Origin of the sequence: Prochlorococcus marinus XMU1408 (assembly GCF_003208055.1) — a bacterium.
Lineage (GTDB): Bacteria > Cyanobacteriota > Cyanobacteriia > PCC-6307 > Cyanobiaceae > Prochlorococcus_B > Prochlorococcus_B marinus_A.
This window is the reverse complement of record NZ_QJUE01000005.1, coordinates 240,956-260,246: the sequence shown is the minus strand read 5'-3', so window position 1 is coordinate 260,246 and position 19,291 is coordinate 240,956. Positions and strand designations below refer to the sequence as shown.

The window sequence follows — 19,291 nt, the reverse complement described above, 5'->3', positions numbered from 1 at the left end:
ATTGAATTAAAAGATTTATCCTGAAGCTATTGGTCTTTTCCATCCACTCCCAAAAGCTTGATTACTAATTTTCAATAGAGGAGGTGCTTGATATCGTTTGAATTCAGCATTCTTTAATAAGTTGACTACTTTGTTAACTAATTTTTTTTCAAATCCTTTTTCTATTAAGACCTCAGTAGGTAAATGGTGTTCAATTAATCCTTTAAGTATTTGATCAAGAATACAATAATCTGGCAAGGAATCGCTATCTAATTGCTCTGGTCGTAATTCAGCACTGGGCGGCTTATTTCTTATTTCGGAGCTGATGACCTCTCCTTTTTCAGGTAGAGAAAAATCTTTTCTACATTTTTGTGACGACTCACTATCAATCCAATTACATAATTTAAATACACTTGTTTTATAGAGATCTCCAATTACAGACAAGCCTCCATTCATGTCTCCGTAAAGGGTGCAATATCCAACGGCTAGTTCGGATTTGTTTCCTGTAGATAAAAGTAAATGTTTTTTCTGATTTGCAAGAGCCATTAATATTGTTCCTCTGATACGAGATTGTAAATTTTCAGCTGTGATACCAGTCGGGGGGCCCCATGTTGAACTAGATAAAACATCATTAAAACTATTCATGAGATCTGAAATTGGAATCTTTTGATGATCTATCCCAAGTCGATTGGCTAATGTTGTTGCATCTTCCACAGATCCATAAGAACTCCATGGCGATGGCATTAAAACTCCATGAACTTTAGAGATGCCTAAAGCTGCTACAGCAATAGTCGCAACCAAGGCTGAGTCGATTCCTCCACTTAATCCAATAATGGCACTATCGAAATTACATTTTTTTGCATAGTCTTTAACTCCAAGAACTAAAGCCCTGAAGAGGAGTTCTTGTGATGTTGTATCTGTTCTTGAGATTGATTGTTTTTGAGTGAGCGAAGTTATATCACATAGAGCAACTGATTCTTTAAAGGCAGAAAGTTCTTGTTGTAACTTTCCCTCTCTATCGAGAGTAAAACTAGAACCATCAAAAATAAGTTCATCATTCCCTCCTATTTGATTGACATATATCAGAGGGCATGAAAGACGAATGGCTGCTTTGGCTGCAATTTTTTGGCGTAATAGACTTTTTGATTGAATAAATGGAGAAGCTGAAAGATTGATCAGCAAATCTAATTTCTCTTTCTCTAGAGATCTTAAAGGGTCTTTACCTAAGATTTTTTCATTTTGTAGACTTTGCTCTACCCATATGTCTTCACAAATAGTTATTCCGATGCGCCAATCTTTTTCTTTACAATTTAAATTTAAAATACTACTATTTTCTGCGGAACGAAAATAACGTTTTTCATCAAAAACATCATAAGTCGGTAGGAGTTGTTTCCTCGCTACGACTCTCCAAGAGCCTTTCCCTAAAATAACAACTGAATTATATAGCTTAGGAACTTCTATATCTGGAGTAGGTTCTGCGATACCAACTAAGACAGATAAGCTGTTATTAAGATGATTTAATTTTTTGCTGAGTTTGTTTAGGATATATCGTTCCTCCTCAAAAAGGCGTGGATTAAATAATAAATCTTTTGGTGGATAGCCAATAAGAGAAAGCTCTGGTGTTATTACTAAATCTACATTGTTATTTTTGATACTTTTGCATACTTCAAATATTTTATTTGCATTACCATCTAGATCTCCAATGACAGGATTTAGTTGGGCTAGTACTAATTTCATTTTCTTTTATCGGCAAGACCATATAGATTTTCTTCGAGGAGTGTTGGAACTAGTTCTGAGGGGACTAGTCTTTCTTGAGGCCTTTCTCTAAACTTTGAACTAGAAGATCTAGGTATCTTAAAAGGCAATAAATCAACTTTTCCACCAAGCTTCTTAATTTTATCTAGTTGCTTAACGCTAATTGGCCATCCATCTCTAATTACGATAGCAATTTTTGCTTTGCTTAGAATAGACTCAGCATTAAGCCACTTAGGAATTTGAACAGCTAAATCACTACCAATTACAAAACTAAAATTTGCTTCAGGCCATAGCTCTAATGCTTTTTTCAGAGTATGAATTGTCCTGGGACTACTCAACTCTTGAACTAGCTCTAATTTAGGATGTGAGATTTTTTGGACAAGAATTTTTAAAAGCTCAGTCCTTTTTAGAAGTGAAATTTGATGCTTTTTATCAGGATTATCACTTGCCCAAGTGATGACTTTAGGAAAGACTTTTGTTAACTCTCTCAATAAAGCTTGGTGACCCAAAGTTGGTGGATCGGCGCTTGTCCCAAATAAGGCTATTGAATTTATATTGGCTTTCATGGTAATAAATGTTTTTTATTTTTATTGCTTTTTGATGCAAGAAATCTAAAATCACCAAGCATTATTCTTAAATCTGTATTTTTTCTTAGAAGATAATCCAACATTAGGCGAGGTCGCCCATCTTTCCTGTTTGTACTGATTAGAAATTTGTAAGCCGCATGACGACCTATACGTTTTGTCGCATGAATAGCAAGAGCTGCTTGAGCTATGGCAACGGGAGTAGCAGGTGCAAGGCTTAACCCTCCAGTAAGAGGTGAAGCAAGGATAAGTATGTGCTTGAGAAAATTTAAAGTAATTTGGATTCCTATCTGAACTCCTCCCAGTAATGAGTTTTGGAGACTAAGTTTTTTCACTAGTTCTCTGGCCGCAGACCCACCAACTTCTAAACCATATAATTGACTTAATTGAATGACTAGGGCACTATCACAACCAATACCAGCAAAAAGGTCAACCATTAAAAAGGGATTAATTGCTACTCCGGAGGCTTTGAATGCAGCATATTTACCAATTAAACTTTGTGCAGCTTCTTTTTTTTTCAGCAATCGATTCTCCTTAAGTAATTTATAGAATTGATCTGCAAGTCTGAGACTATTTATGCAAAGAAGCAATTCACCGCTTTGATCAATAATATCTTGAAGCTCGCTTTTGAGGAAATCTATTTTAGGAGATTTTTGATAGCTCCTCACAGTACCATCTAGTTTTATTTTTGCTTCCCTAGGAGATGATGCTACTAGAGCAATTTCAACCTTTTGTTTGTAAAATGATAACTTCTTAGTAATACTCGAGATGATTAATTTTGTTTCTCTTTCATTCCATTGATCACAACGATTTAATACTATAAGAATGGGTTTATTTTGCTTTAAAAGTTTTTCTATTGAGTCCAGCTCGATGCGAGTTATATCACTATCAATTACAAAAAGAATTAAATCTGTATCTAATAAATAATTAAAATTTATTTCTTCTTCTCTTTTATGTTTATTTATTTCATCTATACCTGGCGAGTCTATTAATTCAATTTTATTTAAGCTTTTAAAAACTTTGCCCCACTTATAAGATTTAATTTTCTTGGTATTACCGTTAATTATATCGGTTTTGAATACTTGCTTTTCAATTAATGCATTTAATAAGCTTGATTTACCAACTCCAACGCGACCATATACAGATATCTGCAGTTCTTTTTTTTCTAATTTATTTATTTGAAAGTCAAGTTGATTTAAAAGGGTTTCAAATTTCTTTTTCTCATAATTTGTAAGATTTAAAGTCTTTTTCCATTCATTAAGTATAAACTTACATTTTTTTGGCATATTTATATTTTTAATCATTTATTAGATTTCCTCCACCAACCAGCTAATACCGCTAAGACAGCCTCTGCACCTATCAAGCCAACAAATCCTCCAAATTCGTCTACTACAACTCTGACTCCGTTGTTGTCGTCATTAAATCCAAGAAGCAGTCTATCTACTCGAATCATTTCAGGTACAAAATCTACATTCTCGCTTAGATCGTATGGAGTCAGGTGTGAGTCTCCTCGCAATAAAGAGGTTAATAGCTTTTCACGGTTGGCGACACCAACGACTTTATCTACTTCATCACCTAACACAACCCACCATGTTGAATTATTCTCTAATAAGTTTGACTTTACAGAGTGTAGAGACACTCTTCCAGGGAGTGTGGGGGCGGCAACCCTTGGGGTCATAAGATCTTTAGCAGTAAGATCATTTAGCTGGAAGACTTTTGATATCATCGCGGCTTCATCGGCTTCTATTTGACCTATTTGAGATCCAAGTTTGGCCATCTGTCTAATTTCTTCTTCATCAGTGGTTAGCTCACTCTTTGCAGTTATAATTGGTAGTAGACGTTCAAGAAATATTAGCAATGGGCGCATTATTATACTTAAAAAATCAAGGATAGGAGCACTAGTTAAACTGATTTGCAATGCAAGTCTAGTCCCCAGAGCTTTTGGTACGATTTCTCCAAGAAGTAAAACAAGAATTGTTAGGCCAATTGAAAATATTGGCATTAGATATCCAATTTTATTTTGAAATATGAAACTTGCGTAGCTACCAACCATCAAACTTCCAAAAATATTGAAACTGTTATTAGCAATTGTTACTACAGTTAAAGTCCTTCCAAGTCTATGACGTAATTTTTCTAATCTTTTCGCTCCTAGCACTTTTGGACTTCTTCTGGCTAGCTCATGTACCCGTAATGGATTAACTGCCAACAATGCTGCTTCTATCCCTGAGCACATTGCAGAGCCTATTAAAACAACCACAACAAGAGCAGTTAAGAGCAGAATGTCTTGGCTCATTCTCTAAAGATTTTTAAAAGAGTAAGGATCTTTTCATTTATTTTTCCACTAAGTGAGTTCTCTTGCCATCCTTAAGAGTAAATAGGAGTATTTTTTTGGCTAATTCAAGCGTTTTTCGTCAGCGCAGAAACTTATTTTTGTCACACTTAGGTTCTTACGCGGCCATTATCCCTGCTGCGGAATTAGTTACTCACCATGCAGACTGTGAATATCCTTTCAGGCAAAATAGTGATTTTTGGTACTTAACTGGTTTTGATGAGCCAAATGCAGTGGCGTTATTTTTACCTCACAAACCTAATGGAGAAAAATATGTATTATTTGTCTTGCCTAAAGATTCTGCGGCAGAAGTTTGGACGGGATTTAGATGGGGAACAAAAGGAGTTTTAGATAATTTCGATGCTGACATATCTCATCCTCTAAACGAATTGCCAAATTTATTACCTCATTATTTAGAGGGGGCCGAAGGGATTGCTTTTCGAGTTGGTAAACATTCACATTTGGAACCTTTAGTTTTAAAAACATGGTCTGAGCATTTGCAAAAACTTCCAAGAAGTGGCTTTTCTCCATTATCAATGATTGCGCCTTGCCCAATTCTTCATGACATGAGACTTCGAAAGGATGATTTTGAAATAGAAAGAATGCGTATTGCATCGAAAATTTCAGCAGAGGCTCATGAACTAGTTAGAGAATTTGCCCGTCCAGGGATGAATGAAAGAGATTTACAAGCTCAAATAGAAAAATACTTTCTTGAGAAGGGGACTCGAGGACCTGCTTATGGCTCCATAGTGGCATCAGGAGATAATGCATGTGTTCTCCATTACACGGCAAATAATGCAACGATAAGAAGTGGAGACTTGGTTTTGATAGATGCTGGATGCTCTTTGGATGACTATTACAATGGTGACATAACAAGAACCTTCCCAATTAATGGGAAATTCTCTGGAGAACAAAAAGCTTTATATGAAATTACCCTTATAGCTCAAAAAGCCGCAATTAAATGTGTTCGTTCAGGAAATAATGCCGAAAATGTCCATATGACAGCTCTGCAACACCTTGTTGAGGGATTAGTTGATATTGGCTTACTTGTTGGAAATGTTGATTCGATTATTGAACAAGAAGCTTATTCTCACTTGTATATGCATAGAACAGGGCATTGGTTAGGTCTTGATGTTCACGATGTAGGTGCTTACAGGCTGGGGGATTATCATTTGAATCTTGAACCTGGAATGATTTTGACGGTTGAACCTGGTATTTACATTAGTGATCGGTTACCAGTGCCGAAGGGACAGCCACAAATCGACGAAAGGTGGAAGGGTATTGGAATTCGTATTGAGGATGATGTTTTGGTTACAAGCGATTCAGTCGAAGTATTGAGTAAGAATGCTTCGAAGAATTTGATTGATCTAGAAAATTAATTGAATTTCCTTCTTTATTCTCTGTGAAAATCTGATCAATTAAAACTTTTGAAATTTTCTAATTCTTAGAAAATATTTTCCCCTTCAAATTTCAATCATTATTAAATAGTAGAAAAGCTTTTGAATTCCAACTTTAGTAATTCAAATAGGTCCTTGTTCCTGTTAAGTTAGGTATTTGTTAGCTAGTTGAAAATTTAGAGATGATGGTTTCTGAAGAGGCTGGTACTGTTCAAGAAGATGTGACAAGTACTGAAGCAAACACACAATCTGAAAATCAAGGAAAAGTAGACTCGGATGAACCGAAGTCAGGCAGGCCAAGTGCGCTTGGCGGTGCTGCAGCATTAGCAACTGCAACGATTGATGCAGATGGTGTACCTTCTGGGCATACCCCAAAGGCGGATGAGGGGAGATTTTTGCTTAAAATTCTCTGGTTGCCAGATAATGTTGCTTTGGCTGTTGATCAAATTGTAGGAGGAGGTCCTAGCCCACTTACAGCTTATTTCTTTTGGCCTAGAGAAGACGCATGGGAAACATTAAAGTCTCAATTAGAAGAAAAAAGTTGGATTACTGATAATGAAAGAGTCGAAGTACTTAATAAAGCGACAGAGGTTATAAATTATTGGCAAGAAGAAGGCAAGGGTAAGACTTTGGAACAAGCTAAACTTAAATTCCCTGATGTAACATTCTGTGGAACTGCATAAAAAAATTCCTTGAAATATTTAATTCAAGGAAAATATACAATTAATTTTAAATTTAATTTGATTTTGATGCTTGAAACCAAGCTTTTGCTTTGTTCAAATATTCTTGAGCTTTAATTTTTTCAGTGTTAGCTTTTTTATTTTCTACTTGGTTTAGTTGATTTTTAGCTTGCTCTAATTCAGCTTCAGCTTGAGCTGAATCAATGTTTTTTCCCATTTCAGCTTTATTTACTAAAACAGTAACTTCGTTAGATTCAACTTCCGCAAAACCTCCAGTTAAGGCAATTGAGTCCCAATTGCCATTTTTTAAAACCCTTAATACGCCAAAATCAATAGCAGTGACCATTGAAATGTGACCTGGTAAAACTCCCAAAAGACCTGTAGTGCTTGGAAGTATGATTTCATCTGCGGTATCGTCAAATACGCTTTGATCAGGGGCAAGAACTCTAAGAGTTAAAGACATTTCTTGGGTGTTATGGAAAAAGTTTGGAGAGGGGAATTTAAAAGAAACAAAAACAATTAAGCTTTTGCCTCAGCTTCTATTTTTTCTGCTTTAGCTTTTACTTCATCAATGCTTCCAACCAGATAGAAAGCTTGTTCAGGTAAATTGTCGAGTTCACCAGAAAGAATCATATTGAAGCCTTTAATTGTGTCTTCTAATTTCACATATTTACCTGACATACCTGTGAAAATCTCAGCCACAAAGAATGGTTGAGATAAGAATTTCTCAATTTTTCGGGCACGATCAACTGTCTTTCTATCTTCTTCTGATAGTTCGTCTAATCCTAAAATTGCAATGATATCTTGCAATTCTTTATATCTCTGGAGTGTTGACTGAACTGCTCTTGCTGTCCGGTAATGCTCATCTCCCACAACAGATGGCTGAAGCATGGTGCTGGTTGAGTCAAGTGGATCAACAGCAGGGTAAATTCCTTTAGCGGCAAGAGCTCTTGCTAGAACTGTAGTAGCATCTAAATGAGCAAAAGTAGTAGCAGGTGCAGGGTCTGTTAAATCGTCAGCAGGTACATAAACAGCCTGAATTGAGGTTATGGATCCTTCAAGGGTTGAGGTGATTCTTTCTTGAAGTTCTCCTACGTCAGTTCCTAATGTTGGTTGATATCCTACTGCTGATGGCATACGACCTAATAAGGCAGATACTTCTGAGCCAGCTTGTACAAATCGGAAAATATTATCAATAAACAAAAGAACATCCTGCTTATTCACATCGCGAAAATGCTCAGCCATTGTCAATGCGGAGAGTCCAACTCTCATTCTTGCTCCTGGTGGCTCATTCATTTGACCAAAGCACAAAGCAACTTTTGACTTAGTTAGATCTTCTGAATTAATAACCCCAGATTCTTTAAATTCTTCATATAAGTCATTACCTTCTCTGGTCCTTTCCCCTACACCTCCGAATACTGATACCCCTCCGTGTTCTTTGGCAATATTATTTATTAACTCTTGAATTAGAACTGTTTTACCAACTCCAGCACCGCCAAATAATCCAACTTTTCCGCCCTGTCGATAAGGAGCAAGTAAATCAATAACTTTAATACCAGTCTCAAATACTTTTGGTTTGGTTTCTAAGTCAGTAAGGCTGGGAGCTGATCTGTGGATTGGGGAGGTCGTGACGTTTTGAAGATCTCCTTGCTCATCAACAGGCTCTCCAAGGACGTTAAAAATTCTTCCGAGTGTTGCTTCGCCAACAGGAACAGATATAGGAGCTCCAGTGTCTATGGCTTCCATACCTCTAACTAATCCATCGGTTCCGCTCATCGCAACAGCTCTAACGCGATGGTCACCTAATAATTGTTGAACTTCAGCTGTCAGTGCAACATCTTGTCCTGCAGGATTTTTAGCCTCAATTCTTAACGCATTAAGGATTTTTGGTAGTTTGCCGGCAGGAAATTCGACATCTAAAACAGGACCAATAACTTGGCGAACAATGCCCTTAGTTCCAACAGTAGCAGTAGCAGAAGCGGCCATAAGATCACTAGAAACTTTGTGAGCATGCTCTGATTCGCATACTCTTTATCAGCGGCTAAGACTACCACTTCACAGGCATTTTTTTGAAGTGTTCGGTCAACCGCACAGAATAAATGTGGTCTTGAGCGTACTTAGACGCATAAATTAATGTCGTTGGTAATGAGTAATACTCTTTATCGAGCTGCGCTATGCGCATTTTTGTTTTTTTTGCTCCTGCATTAATTTATGGCAGCTGTATCCCTCAGCGTCTCCACTGTTAAGCCACTTGGAGACCGTGTATTTGTAAAAGTTTCTGAATCAGAAGAGAAGACGGCGGGCGGCATATTGCTGCCCGACACAGCAAAAGAGAAACCTCAAGTTGGCGAAGTTGCTCAGGTTGGACCTGGTAAACGTAACGAAGACGGTTCTCGTCAATCTCCTGAAGTAAGTGTTGGAGACAAAGTTCTCTACAGTAAGTACGCAGGTACTGATATCAAACTTGGCAGTGATGAATATGTTCTCTTATCTGAGAAAGATATTTTAGCTGTCGTTAATTAAAACTCAGCTTTACTAGCTGCAGTCCAATCCAAAAAACTTTTCGAAATTAAAGGAAATCGCCACTTATGGCTAAGCGCATCATTTACAACGAGCAAGCCCGCCGTGCACTCGAGCGAGGTATTGACATTTTGGCTGAATCAGTCGCAGTAACCTTAGGACCTAAAGGTCGTAATGTTGTTCTGGAGAAAAAGTTTGGTGCACCTCAAATAATTAATGATGGTGTAACTATTGCTAAGGAGATCGAACTAGAAGATCACATTGAGAACACAGGAGTTGCTCTAATTCGTCAAGCTGCCTCAAAAACTAATGATGCGGCAGGCGATGGAACAACCACTGCAACTGTTCTAGCTCATGCCATGGTTAAAGCTGGTTTGAAAAATGTTGCTGCAGGTGCAAATGCAATTACTCTAAAAAAAGGCATAGACAAAGCAACTGAATTTTTGGTTGAAAAGATTAAAGATCATTCAAAACCCATAAGTGATAGTAATGCAATTGCTCAGTGTGGGACTATTGCCGCTGGTAATGACGATGAAGTTGGCAGAATGATTGCTGATGCAATGGATAAAGTTGGTAAAGAAGGGGTAATTTCTCTAGAAGAAGGTAAATCAATGACCACTGAGTTAGAGGTCACTGAAGGTATGCGCTTTGATAAGGGATATATCTCTCCCTACTTTGCAACCGATACTGAAAGAATGGAAGCAGTATTGGATGAGCCATACATACTATTAACTGACAAAAAAATTGGTCTAGTTCAAGATCTTGTTCCTGTTCTTGAGCAAGTGGCCAAAACTGGTAAGCCTCTTCTTATAATTGCTGAAGACATTGAAAAGGAAGCTTTGGCAACCTTGGTTGTTAATAGATTAAGAGGTGTTTTGAATGTTGCAGCGGTTAAAGCTCCAGGCTTTGGAGATCGTAGAAAAGCGATGCTTGAAGACATGGCTGTTTTAACTAATGGTCAACTCATTACTGAGGATGCTGGCTTAAAACTAGAAAATGCCACTCTTGATATGCTTGGTACTTCAAGAAGAGTAACCATCAATAAGGATACTTCAACAATTGTTGCTGAAGGGAATGAAGTAGCTGTAAATGCCAGGTGTGAACAAATAAAGAAGCAGATGGAAGAGACTGATTCAACATATGACAAAGAAAAGCTTCAAGAAAGACTGGCCAAGCTATCTGGTGGTGTGGCTGTAGTGAAAGTTGGAGCTGCAACCGAAACTGAGATGAAAGACAAAAAACTTCGTCTTGAAGATGCAATCAATGCAACTAAAGCTGCCGTTGAGGAAGGAATTGTTCCTGGTGGTGGCACTACGCTTGCCCATCTTGCTCCTGCTTTGGGAGATTGGTCTTCATCTAATCTTTCAGGCGAGGAATTAATAGGAGCTAATATTGTTGAGGCTGCGCTTACTTCTCCATTAATGCGGATAGCTGAAAATGCTGGAGCTAATGGAGCAGTTGTTGCAGAGAATGTGAAATCTAAGCCTGTAAATGATGGCTATAACGCCGCTACTGGTGAATATGTAGATATGCTTTCTGCTGGAATTGTTGACCCTGCGAAAGTAACTCGCTCTGGTCTTCAAAATGCGGCCTCAATAGCCGGAATGGTTCTCACGACAGAATGTATAGTTGCTGATTTACCTGAGAAGAAAGATGCTTCTCCAGCTGGCGGTGCTGGTGGAATGGGTGGTGATTTTGATTATTAAAGATTCATATACTTAATAATCAAAATAAAATATTGGAGAGATTGCTACTTAGCTTTCTCTCCTTTTTTGTGAAGAAAAAAGATAAATTAAGATAATTTCTTTTCGAAATTCTTATTAAAAACTTATATAATAAGGGTAAAAGTTAAGTAAAATATTATTATTTTAACCACCCAGCGCTAAGAATAATAGCAAGAGCTAAAAATAATATAAGACATGACCAAGTTGCTTTATTTAAAGTCGATTCAGCACTACTTGCACTCGTAAACATAGAACTTCCACTAGAAGCTAGTCCGCCCATCCCATCTCCTTTTGGGCTATGAAGAAGCACTAAAAGTATTAGAAAAACTCCTGAAATTGCCCATGCCCAAGATAAAAGTGGAATGATCATTTTTCTTTATTAAGCTGGTTGAGGAATGAGATTTGATTTTTTAGGTAAGTTAATTGGTTCAATAAGAGTTGAGCCAGTCATTGCTTTTGGTTTTGGTAAATTTAACAAATGTAAAAGGGTAGGAGCTAAATCTGATAATCCACCTCCGCACTCCCTAAGTTTTATATCATTGCCATAACCTTTCAATTTACGCTTTTCACCTTCTACGAGTATCACTGGGACAGGATTTGTAGTATGGGCAGTCCATGGTTGGCCATCAGGGCCTTTCATCATTTCAGAATTACCATGATCAGCAGTTATAAGAAGAGATCCCCCTAGTTTTCCTATTGAATTTAATAATTTCCCAACACAGCTATCAACTTTTTCATTGGCTTTGATTGCTGCGTCCATTATTCCAGAATGGCCAACCATATCAGGATTAGCAAAATTGATGACCACTAATGAATAAATTCCGCTATCAATTGCTTTGATACAACTTTCTGTTAGCTCGTCAGCTGACATCTCAGGTTGTAGATCGTATGTTGCCACTCTTGGTGAAGGTACTAGATGTCTTACTTCTCCCTTTAATGGTTTTTCAATACCACCATTTAAAAAATACGTTACGTGAGGATATTTTTCAGTTTCAGCGGTCCGATATTGATTTAATCCATGTTTAGCGACCACTTGACCTAATAAATCATTAAGAGGTTCAGGTGGAAAAGCTACTGATACTGGAAGACCTGATTCATATTGAGTAAAGGTCAGTACGTCTATATCTATTTTGTTTTTTCTCTCAAAGCCATCAAAATCTTTTAATTTAAGTGCCTTAACTAATTGCCTAGCTCTGTCAGGTCGAAAATTAAAAAAAATTACACCATCTCCGTCCTTTAAGAAGGAAGAAGAAAGCCTAACGGGTTCAAGAAATTCATCTGTAATTCCCTCCTCATAGCTTTTATTTAAACTTTCTTCCGCAGATAGTTCGCTAACAATAAAGTTTGGATTTGTAAGGAGTTCATAGGCTTTTAATGTTCTTTCCCATCGATTATCTCTATCCATAGCCCAATATCTTCCACAAATTGATGAAATCTGCCCTACTCCAGTTGAATTTATTGTAGTTTCTATTTTTTTTATATAAGTTGAGGCACTTTTTGCGGAAGTATCTCTTCCATCAGTGAAAAGATGCAATGAGACATTTTCTAGCTCTTTTTCAGCAGCCCATTGAATTAATCCGCATAAATGATTGATATGGCTATGAACACCTCCATCAGAGCAAAGTCCCATAATATGAAGAGTGCCATCATTCTTTTTTAAGTTTTTAGAAAGTTCGTCAAGAGGCTTATTTTCAATTAATTTATTTTCTTTAACGGTATTAGATATTCGAACCAATTCTTGTTGAATTATTCTTCCTGCTCCAATAGTTAGATGCCCAACTTCAGAGTTTCCCATTTGATTATCTGGTAGACCAACATCTGCGCCACTAGCTTCAATAAGAGTGTGAGGGTAAGCGTGCCATAAAGCATCCATTACAGGAGTGGAGGCTTGCTTGACAGCATTATTTTTAATTTCCTCAGTATGGCCCCAGCCATCAAGTATCGCCAGAACAACTGGCGCTACTTTACTTTTGGTCATTGAAACAGCGGCGTTACTGCTTGACATTCAAAGAAATTGATTCCTGTTGATGTGTTCCTTTTGTATTAAATTACTTCCTAATAGGTAAACAGGCTAATACTTTGATGTTTGGTTAGCTTTTCCCTATTAGATTAAAAAAGTATTTCAGTTATTCCTAAGAAAAAATAAAATTTTTAGGGCTTTAAATTATGTCAGATGAAATCATACAAAAAGAGATAGAAATCCTCTCAAAAAAAGAACTTGATAGAACCATAAAAAGGTTAGCTTCTCAAATTTTGGAAAAGGTTCCAAATACAAGTTCTTTATTGCTTGTTGGAATACCAACAAGGGGAGTTTATTTGTCTAAATTATTAGCAATTTATTTAGAAGAATTATCAGGCCAACCAGTCGAGAATGGTTGTCTAGACCCTACTTTTCATAGAGATGATCTTTCGAGAGTTGGTACTCGAATAGCTCAAGTAACTAATTTACCCTCAACTGTTGATGATAGGGAAGTAGTATTAATTGACGATGTTATTTATACCGGGAGAACAGTTAAAGCAGCTCTTGAAGCTCTACACCTATGGGGGAGAGCAAAAAGAGTCATGCTCGTTGCGATGGTGGATAGAGGTCATCGGGAAGTCCCAATTCAGCCAGACTTTTGTGGACGTGTGGTGCCAACTAGCAAAGATGAGACTATTGATCTTAGATTGAAGGAAGTTGATGATGAAGAAGGCATATTTCTATGTAAAAAATAGAAAATGTGATTAATTTTTTTATTGTGTTATCTAATTGGGCCAAGATTTTTAATTGTTATTATATTATTATTTCTTAGATCTGTGCCTTCAACTTCTATCTCACAAAAATCGTTAATTGTAAATCTTAATTTAATGCAATCCTGACCAAGTTCTCCTGGAGGTGATAGAGGAATCGAAATAATTTTATTATTTAATTTCTTTATTCTCCCATCAAACTCTATTTCTTTTATTGTAGGTAATCCGTCTATGTAAATAATTTCACTAGAGCCTTTTTCCTCAGGTTCTCCTATTATTAAGTCAATAGATAATTGATTGTTAATGCTAGAGGCTAAAATTATTTCTAAAGGTTTACTAGTGGGCCAGGGCTGTCCAGGAAAAAAAAGAGGGTGCCATATATGCTTTTCATTTTTCTTATTCCAACATTTTAAACTTACTCCTTTATTTAAAACATCTTTCACCTGAACACCAGGTGTGAGCTTTAAAGCACCAAGTGCAATAGCTTCAACAGGTGGAGGCATAATAAAAGGTACTGAATTACAAAGACTACCAATAAATTTTTTAATTAATGGTATTTGTGACCCCCCACCAACCAAAACAATACTATCAAGCTCATCTAATTTAAAAGAGTTACGTTTTGCATTATTTATGGTTGTATTGAAAAGAATTTCAATACTTTTTAGTAGTCCTTTTTCTATAAGCAATTCTTCAAGTCCTTTCTTAGATAACTTTAAAAACTTTTCTTTATTTTGACTGTTTCTTACTTTTTTCGTTATGACAAATGTCTCCTTTATCTCTGCATTGCTTAGTTCACATTTGAGTTCTTCTGCCTTGCTTAATATTAAATTTGTTGGTGAGTCTTCTGGTAGTAAATGATTAGATATCCACCTGTCGATATCTTTGCCACCTAATCTTAGTCCTGACTTCCCTAAAACTTTTGCTGTGCGAAGAACTTGTGTACTTTTTCCCTCTAAATTATTCCCATCAAATCTGACAAGCTGAGCAATTGGAGATGCTTGCCCTTCTCCTCCCTCTAAAGCAACGACTGACATATCAATCGTACTTCCCCCAAAGTCTAAAACAAGCAATTTGGATCCAGGCTCTAGGCCTGCCCCCATAGCAGCGGCAGTAGGTTCATCAACTAGTGCAATTTCTTTTACTTCTAGAGAGTTGCAGACTTTAATTAGCCAACTTCTATATTCTCTATATGTGTCAACAGGCGCAGTCAAAACCAATCTTTTTATATTGACTTTTTTGGTAATTTTCCTCCAAATGCTGTGAATTAAAATTTCTCCTGCTTTCTCAGGGGGGATTGTTGAGTTATAGATAGGATCAATTGATGGGCATCCAATCCATCTTTTAAAATCTTGACTTAAATTATGTTCTTTATTTTCACTAATGAGGTTGAATTCAATAACTTGTTGCCCTACTAAATAGTCTTCTTCTTTTTCTGTCGATTGCCAAATTAGGCTTGGAATCTCTCCAGGAGAGCGACTAATTGGAGTCAATTCGAGAAGTTCTGGAGACTGACCATTTTCTTTTTGAAAGACTACTACCGTTGTTGAACTACCTAAATCGATTGCTAATGTTCCAAAAACATTTGGATTGGTTTCAGTTGGTTTGTTGTTTTCTAATTGATCTATGTTGTTATTAAGCATCTATGTTGAGAATGAATTAGAGGTTTCAGCAAGACTTAATTAATAGGACATGAGTTTAGAAAAGCTTACGGTACTGTTATTATTTGCCAAAAAATTTCGAAATGAACGATTTTCTCCTAGAATAAATAAACAATAAAGTTTTTAGTGTGATCAAGTCAGGTTCAGGAGTTAATTCCAAGGATTTAGCAAAAAGAGGAGAGAGTCTTATTAGGCACTCAACTAATCGTTACTTAACCACGGTTCGTATTGCTTTTAGAGCTAAGCAAAGAAGATTTGATGATTTTGATGGGCTTTTAGAAGAATCAACAGTTAAACCAGTCCAAAGGGCCATAATTGAATTGAGTGATGAACAAGATCAGCCTGATCTTTTGCCTGGGTAGGTGATAAAAAAAGAAGGTCATGGTTGGAGAATAATTACTGATTCATCAAGAGATAGATTTTCTACACTTATAGGTGGCGAATGTTGGGCAATAGAGTTGAATGAATCTGAATGGGAAATTCTCGTTAGACTAGTAGTAGATTTGTCTAATCAATATATTGACATTAAAGATCAATTAATGGGAGATGAGAATATAACTTTGGAATTAGGTAGGAGTCCTTGGTTTGCAATATTGAAAGGAGATAAAAATGGTTGGGACCTAAAATTGATCCTGACTCCAAGTGATTCTGTCAATCGAGGAGCAGAGATTTTTTGGCCTAGAAATGTAACTATGTTTGTTACTAATGCGATGAGAACAATGTGGGATTGCGGCTATTTGTGAAAGAACTTAATCAAAAGTTTTTCAATTTTTCCCCAAAATTAAGTGATTTAACCAACACCTTTTCCACAGGATTAATGCGATTAATTGAATTCTGACTGTAGGCTGTGGAAAAAATTGATTATTAACAATTTAAATCTGATTAATAAATAGTGCTTATTATAAATATAAGCATTATTTATAGTTTTTATTAGAAAGCTGTTGAGTACTTGATCTGAGAATGAGACAGCCCGAGAAAGAGTTTCTTCTAATTTGATTTTGAGAGTAATTTGAAATGGATTAATTTCTCAAAAGCTTCGTAATGAAGAATATTGAATTAACTGAAGAAAAACGGTCAACTAAAAGTTCAGGAGTTTTGGACTCAGAGGAGATAATTAGTTTTCAAACAGAAATACCTATGCCTATTCAACAAGCAATGAAAGTGTATATTGAGAAGCATCCAAATTGGGATCAATATAGGCTTGTGCAAGCTGCACTTGCGGGATTTTTAATTCAAAATGGAATCAGTTCGAGATTGATAACACGTCTTTATATCGGGAATATGTTTGGATCTCATTCTTTTTAAATTAATTTTTCTGGAGCTTATTGAGTAGTTCTAGAGCGATGGATTTTTTAATTGGCATTATTGATAGTCTATTACCTTTGCGAACTAGAGTTAGTTCTTCTGATGTATAAGCTTGAGATAACTCCTTTAAAGTAATCATATTCTTAAATTCACAAATATATTTGGTCTTCACACAATCCCAACGAGGGTTTTCTTTGTTTGATTTATTGTCAAAGTACTTAGAACTTTCATCAAATTGATAAGGGTCAATTAAATGTGTCTCAATAATTTCCATCAGACCTACTATCCCTGGCGGTTTAGTATTTGAATGATAAAAAAAAGCTTGATCACCAATGTTCATTGATCTCATAAAGTTTCTAGCCTGATAATTTCGAATACCATCCCAAAGAGTTTCTGTTTCTTTTTTTAAATCTTTAATACTGTAAGCATCTGGCTCACTTTTCATTAGCCAATAGTTGATTTCTTTTGATGCCATGGGATCTCAGCGATATTGCAATGTGTGGATGGTGTGTGGATGGCTTAACATTCTCACCCCTATTTCTTTATTCTATTTCAATCAGGTTTCTATTACTAATAACTAACAGAAAGCAAGTTTCAGAAAAAATGATGATTGCTAATAAGACCCCCCTGTTGAGAAAACTAGTGCGCAAACAGATTTGAGTTTTTAGTATTTTCTATCTATATGATTTTCAAAACCAATCTAGACAACACTCATTGATGGAGTGATGTTTGGACGTTATGTGTTTATTTAATGTGTATGAAGCTTTTTTATATCTATTCCTTAGAGCTGTATAAATAGTACTTCCTAATTCTTCTAGCTGATCTAGTGAAAAAATAATTCTTTTACCATTTCTTGTATGGCAAAAATTTTCCACACATTGATACTTTTACTCTGTCACCTTTTGGGTCTTCAACCTTATCGACGTTAATTGTAAAATCAATGGCACTCATGATTCCATCACCAAACTTTTCTTGAATAACGTCTTTCATGGGCATTCCATATACTTGCATGATTTCATAAAATCGATATATCAAAGGATCAGTTGGGATGACTGGATCTAGTGATCCTTTCACTGGAGGCGTTGTTAATAATTCTTTTAGTCCTAAATCAAGTCCTAACTTAGTCAATAATTTCTCAGCTTCTTCCTCACTTGCAGTTGCTTGACCATAAAAAAGACTTGCAACCCAGACTTCATCAAGTCCCAATAGATTTCCAATTTCCGAAAAGGTTAAACCTTTTTCTTTTTTTGCTTTTAATAGTAATGGAGTAGCTTCAAAAATTGACATAGAGATAAATCTAAGAATGAAAGATAGCTATCTCTCTAAAAGAAAAGATTCTTTGAGATAAGCAATTAATTAATAAGTCTTAGTCTTAATTCTTTCAGTCATATCAATTACATATCTATTAATTGATTGTGTATATAATCTTACAATGAGTTTTTTATTTTCATGCAATAAAATTAAAAGTAAATAGAAATTATAAGTATTTGATTCGAATTAATTACTTGTTATTTTTACAATAAATCATATTTTGAATCCTCTTTGATCTCGTCCCAAAGGTCTTTTATTGATTGGTTAAATCCATTTGAAGTAAGAAACTTTCTTGCTTGAGCAACTCTTTCTTGAATGATTTTTTCTTGTGGAGTCATTTCATTAGCTGAATCAATCATGTGTTTGGAGCATATAGATTAATCTTGAATTTCCTTAAAGTATTTGAGAAGTGATAGTCGCTACAATATAAGCTCTACTAATAACTAACAGATCGCAACTGACAGAATATCTCAAAATTAAAGCTTAGAAAAACTGATCTTCCACATATTCTTTTGGAAAAGCTCGCTCTGAACGTCATTATCTGATTGTTGGCTCATCATCTATAAAACAGCCAAGAACTATGACTTCTAAATCCTCTCGGAGTGTTCTTTCAATGAGGGAATACAAAGCAGTTCTTGCAGAAGCTTCATGTATTGAGAAGCCTTATTCAGAGACAGGTCACTTATATCAAGAGAATAGACTTCTTCCTAGACCTGTATGGTTTAAAGGAAGTAGGGATAGAGGTTTGAGAGGAAATCTAGCAGCATAAAACTAGTTTTTTAGATCCTAAATACCTAAAAAATGTCAACCAAAGATCCTCTTAAAAGAAAGGAATTAGTGTCATATACAAACAAGGAAATTAACTAGTTGCCATAATGTACTCATACGATAATTACTAATTCATGGGTGATAAGTGCCAAGCAACTTGGAAGCCAACTCAGGAGCAAGTGGATAAAATAATTCTTCCAGCTATGCAGGGAATAGCTCAACAATGCGCTTCCCATATTAATGAGCTTCAATGCCCTCCAGAGTTTATAGCTTTAATGCTTAGAGATATTGCCGATGCATTCGAAAACCCATCATCCGAAGGTGAAAGTGATTGTGAGTGCTGTTGATGCATCGTCCCAATCCCCTGCTCTTGACATTCTTAGGTATAAATACTATAAATAAAGAGTAGCCATGGCTACCTAATCGTCCGATCTGCTACTTGTAGACCGCAGTTCGACTCAAGCCATAGGACGGGGACTTGAGCGTTTGAAGGGAGACTGCATCATCATGGTAAATATGTTTTTTAATGGAAAAGCTTTTGTTTATTGCAC

At 36.1% G+C, this 19,291-nt stretch carries 22 protein-coding genes; 10 read left to right on the top strand and 12 right to left on the bottom strand.

The genetic code is table 11. The features are described from left to right. Positions 1-15: 15 nt before the first annotated feature. From DNJ73_RS07840 to DNJ73_RS07825, 4 genes are read right to left on the bottom strand one after another with little or no spacing between them, the layout of a single operon-like run. Positions 16-1,716, bottom strand: a complete 1,701-nt coding sequence (locus DNJ73_RS07840; RefSeq protein ID WP_158467147.1) for an NAD+ synthase — start codon at positions 1,714-1,716, stop codon at positions 16-18. After that, entirely contained in the window at positions 1,713-2,300 is a 588-nt protein-coding gene (locus DNJ73_RS07835) for a nicotinate-nucleotide adenylyltransferase (RefSeq protein ID WP_158467146.1), read from the bottom strand. The genes DNJ73_RS07840 and DNJ73_RS07835 overlap by 4 nt, the downstream gene beginning before the upstream one ends. Further along, positions 2,297-3,622, bottom strand: coding sequence for a GTP-binding protein (locus tag DNJ73_RS07830; RefSeq protein ID WP_158467145.1), 1,326 nt, complete (start codon positions 3,620-3,622; stop codon positions 2,297-2,299). The genes DNJ73_RS07835 and DNJ73_RS07830 overlap by 4 nt, the downstream gene beginning before the upstream one ends. Continuing rightward, positions 3,619-4,611, bottom strand: a complete 993-nt coding sequence (locus DNJ73_RS07825) for a CNNM domain-containing protein (protein WP_158467144.1) — start codon at positions 4,609-4,611, stop codon at positions 3,619-3,621. Before DNJ73_RS07825 ends, DNJ73_RS07830 begins: the two co-directional genes overlap by 4 nt. Positions 4,612-4,706: 95 nt before the next feature. Here DNJ73_RS07825 and DNJ73_RS07820 point away from each other — a divergent pair, with 95 nt between their 5' ends. Together DNJ73_RS07820 and DNJ73_RS07815 are read left to right on the top strand one after the other, a co-directional pair. Further along, a complete protein-coding gene (locus DNJ73_RS07820) occupies positions 4,707-6,026 on the top strand; it encodes an aminopeptidase P N-terminal domain-containing protein (protein WP_158467143.1) in 1,320 nt (439 codons plus the stop codon). A 200-nt stretch (positions 6,027-6,226) separates the two neighbouring features. Next, the gene (locus DNJ73_RS07815) at positions 6,227-6,727 is read left to right on the top strand and encodes a 30S ribosomal protein PSRP-3 (protein WP_158467142.1); all 501 of its coding nucleotides are present in this window, start codon (positions 6,227-6,229) and stop codon (positions 6,725-6,727) included. Positions 6,728-6,779: 52 nt separating this feature from the next. Here the strand turns inward: DNJ73_RS07815 and atpC are convergent, their stop codons facing one another. Both atpC and atpD read right to left on the bottom strand, forming a co-directional pair. Next, a complete protein-coding gene (atpC, locus tag DNJ73_RS07810; RefSeq protein WP_158467141.1) occupies positions 6,780-7,187 on the bottom strand; it encodes an ATP synthase F1 subunit epsilon in 408 nt (135 codons plus the stop codon). A gap of 56 nt (positions 7,188-7,243) precedes the next feature. Beyond that, positions 7,244-8,710, bottom strand: coding sequence for a F0F1 ATP synthase subunit beta (gene atpD, locus DNJ73_RS07805; RefSeq protein ID WP_158467140.1), 1,467 nt, complete (start codon positions 8,708-8,710; stop codon positions 7,244-7,246). Positions 8,711-8,935: 225 nt separating this feature from the next. On the opposite strand from atpD, the gene groES reads away from it, so the two are divergent. After that, positions 8,936-9,247, top strand: a complete 312-nt coding sequence (groES, locus tag DNJ73_RS07800; protein WP_011295315.1) for a co-chaperone GroES — start codon at positions 8,936-8,938, stop codon at positions 9,245-9,247. A 65-nt stretch (positions 9,248-9,312) separates the two neighbouring features. Next, entirely contained in the window at positions 9,313-10,950 is a 1,638-nt protein-coding gene (groL, locus tag DNJ73_RS07795; protein WP_158467139.1) for a chaperonin GroEL, read from the top strand. A gap of 157 nt (positions 10,951-11,107) precedes the next feature. Here groL and secG read toward each other — a convergent pair whose 3' ends face one another. Both secG and gpmI read right to left on the bottom strand, forming a co-directional pair. Next, complete coding sequence (gene secG, locus DNJ73_RS07790; RefSeq protein ID WP_158467138.1) at positions 11,108-11,338, bottom strand: preprotein translocase subunit SecG; 231 nt, start codon at positions 11,336-11,338, stop codon at positions 11,108-11,110. Between the two features lie 9 nt (positions 11,339-11,347). Continuing rightward, positions 11,348-12,973 carry a 2,3-bisphosphoglycerate-independent phosphoglycerate mutase gene (gene gpmI / locus DNJ73_RS07785; RefSeq protein WP_158467137.1) on the bottom strand — a complete coding sequence of 542 codons (1,626 nt, stop codon included), beginning with the start codon at positions 12,971-12,973 and terminating at the stop codon, positions 11,348-11,350. 161 nt (positions 12,974-13,134) lie between these two features. Between gpmI and pyrR the strand changes: the two genes are divergently transcribed. Then, positions 13,135-13,683, top strand: a complete 549-nt coding sequence (gene pyrR / locus DNJ73_RS07780) for a bifunctional pyr operon transcriptional regulator/uracil phosphoribosyltransferase PyrR (RefSeq protein ID WP_158467136.1) — start codon at positions 13,135-13,137, stop codon at positions 13,681-13,683. Between the two features lie 26 nt (positions 13,684-13,709). Here the strand turns inward: pyrR and DNJ73_RS07775 are convergent, their stop codons facing one another. Continuing rightward, complete coding sequence (locus DNJ73_RS07775) at positions 13,710-15,338, bottom strand: Hsp70 family protein (protein WP_158467135.1); 1,629 nt, start codon at positions 15,336-15,338, stop codon at positions 13,710-13,712. Positions 15,339-15,484: 146 nt separating this feature from the next. On the opposite strand from DNJ73_RS07775, the gene DNJ73_RS07770 reads away from it, so the two are divergent. The 3 genes from DNJ73_RS07770 to DNJ73_RS07760 all read left to right on the top strand — a co-directional run bounded on the left by DNJ73_RS07770 (position 15,485) and on the right by DNJ73_RS07760 (position 16,661). Further along, on the top strand, positions 15,485-15,718 hold the full coding sequence (locus DNJ73_RS07770; protein WP_158467134.1) for a DNA-directed RNA polymerase subunit omega: 234 nt from the start codon (positions 15,485-15,487) through the stop codon (positions 15,716-15,718). Next, the gene (locus tag DNJ73_RS07765) at positions 15,719-16,099 is read left to right on the top strand and encodes a DUF1818 family protein (RefSeq protein ID WP_158467133.1); all 381 of its coding nucleotides are present in this window, start codon (positions 15,719-15,721) and stop codon (positions 16,097-16,099) included. It abuts the gene before it with no gap. Positions 16,100-16,397: 298 nt separating this feature from the next. Next, a complete protein-coding gene (locus tag DNJ73_RS07760; RefSeq protein WP_158467132.1) occupies positions 16,398-16,661 on the top strand; it encodes a DUF2811 domain-containing protein in 264 nt (87 codons plus the stop codon). Between the two features lies 1 nt (position 16,662). Here the strand turns inward: DNJ73_RS07760 and DNJ73_RS07755 are convergent, their stop codons facing one another. The 3 genes from DNJ73_RS07755 to DNJ73_RS10070 form a co-directional block, all read right to left on the bottom strand. Continuing rightward, positions 16,663-17,136, bottom strand: a complete 474-nt coding sequence (locus DNJ73_RS07755) for an EVE domain-containing protein (protein ID WP_158467131.1) — start codon at positions 17,134-17,136, stop codon at positions 16,663-16,665. A 368-nt stretch (positions 17,137-17,504) separates the two neighbouring features. Continuing rightward, a complete protein-coding gene (gene cynS, locus DNJ73_RS07750) occupies positions 17,505-17,948 on the bottom strand; it encodes a cyanase (protein ID WP_158467130.1) in 444 nt (147 codons plus the stop codon). A 227-nt stretch (positions 17,949-18,175) separates the two neighbouring features. Further along, on the bottom strand, positions 18,176-18,331 hold the full coding sequence (locus DNJ73_RS10070) for a hypothetical protein (protein WP_187152626.1): 156 nt from the start codon (positions 18,329-18,331) through the stop codon (positions 18,176-18,178). Between the two features lie 221 nt (positions 18,332-18,552). Between DNJ73_RS10070 and DNJ73_RS07745 the strand changes: the two genes are divergently transcribed. Together DNJ73_RS07745 and DNJ73_RS07740 are read left to right on the top strand one after the other, a co-directional pair. After that, positions 18,553-18,741 (top strand): hypothetical protein, encoded by a 189-nt coding sequence (locus DNJ73_RS07745; protein WP_158467129.1) that lies wholly within the window; start codon positions 18,553-18,555, stop codon positions 18,739-18,741. Between the two features lie 133 nt (positions 18,742-18,874). Next, entirely contained in the window at positions 18,875-19,087 is a 213-nt protein-coding gene (locus tag DNJ73_RS07740; RefSeq protein ID WP_158467128.1) for a hypothetical protein, read from the top strand. Positions 19,088-19,291 lie beyond the last annotated feature (204 nt).

What these genes read in the sequence shown, in the direction of transcription:
- DNJ73_RS07745 (WP_158467129.1), top strand. Translation starts at nt 18,553, where the DNA reads ATGACTTCTAAATCCTCTCGGAGTGTTCTTTCAATGAGGGAATACAAA.
- DNJ73_RS07835 (WP_158467146.1), bottom strand. Translation starts at nt 2,300, where the DNA reads ATGAAAGCCAATATAAATTCAATAGCCTTATTTGGGACAAGCGCCGAT.
- gpmI (WP_158467137.1), bottom strand. Translation starts at nt 12,973, where the DNA reads ATGTCAAGCAGTAACGCCGCTGTTTCAATGACCAAAAGTAAAGTAGCG.
- DNJ73_RS07840 (WP_158467147.1), bottom strand. Translation starts at nt 1,716, where the DNA reads ATGAAATTAGTACTAGCCCAACTAAATCCTGTCATTGGAGATCTAGAT.
- secG (WP_158467138.1), bottom strand. Translation starts at nt 11,338, where the DNA reads ATGATCATTCCACTTTTATCTTGGGCATGGGCAATTTCAGGAGTTTTT.
- DNJ73_RS07775 (WP_158467135.1), bottom strand. Translation starts at nt 15,338, where the DNA reads ATGCTTAATAACAACATAGATCAATTAGAAAACAACAAACCAACTGAA.
- atpC (WP_158467141.1), bottom strand. Translation starts at nt 7,187, where the DNA reads ATGTCTTTAACTCTTAGAGTTCTTGCCCCTGATCAAAGCGTATTTGAC.
- cynS (WP_158467130.1), bottom strand. Translation starts at nt 17,948, where the DNA reads ATGTCAATTTTTGAAGCTACTCCATTACTATTAAAAGCAAAAAAAGAA.
- atpD (WP_158467140.1), bottom strand. Translation starts at nt 8,710, where the DNA reads ATGGCCGCTTCTGCTACTGCTACTGTTGGAACTAAGGGCATTGTTCGC.
- DNJ73_RS07825 (WP_158467144.1), bottom strand. Translation starts at nt 4,611, where the DNA reads ATGAGCCAAGACATTCTGCTCTTAACTGCTCTTGTTGTGGTTGTTTTA.
- groL (WP_158467139.1), top strand. Translation starts at nt 9,313, where the DNA reads ATGGCTAAGCGCATCATTTACAACGAGCAAGCCCGCCGTGCACTCGAG.
- DNJ73_RS07755 (WP_158467131.1), bottom strand. Translation starts at nt 17,136, where the DNA reads ATGGCATCAAAAGAAATCAACTATTGGCTAATGAAAAGTGAGCCAGAT.
- DNJ73_RS07830 (WP_158467145.1), bottom strand. Translation starts at nt 3,622, where the DNA reads ATGATTAAAAATATAAATATGCCAAAAAAATGTAAGTTTATACTTAAT.
- DNJ73_RS07740 (WP_158467128.1), top strand. Translation starts at nt 18,875, where the DNA reads ATGGGTGATAAGTGCCAAGCAACTTGGAAGCCAACTCAGGAGCAAGTG.
- DNJ73_RS07815 (WP_158467142.1), top strand. Translation starts at nt 6,227, where the DNA reads ATGATGGTTTCTGAAGAGGCTGGTACTGTTCAAGAAGATGTGACAAGT.
- DNJ73_RS07760 (WP_158467132.1), top strand. Translation starts at nt 16,398, where the DNA reads ATGAAGAATATTGAATTAACTGAAGAAAAACGGTCAACTAAAAGTTCA.
- pyrR (WP_158467136.1), top strand. Translation starts at nt 13,135, where the DNA reads ATGTCAGATGAAATCATACAAAAAGAGATAGAAATCCTCTCAAAAAAA.
- DNJ73_RS10070 (WP_187152626.1), bottom strand. Translation starts at nt 18,331, where the DNA reads ATGATTGATTCAGCTAATGAAATGACTCCACAAGAAAAAATCATTCAA.
- groES (WP_011295315.1), top strand. Translation starts at nt 8,936, where the DNA reads ATGGCAGCTGTATCCCTCAGCGTCTCCACTGTTAAGCCACTTGGAGAC.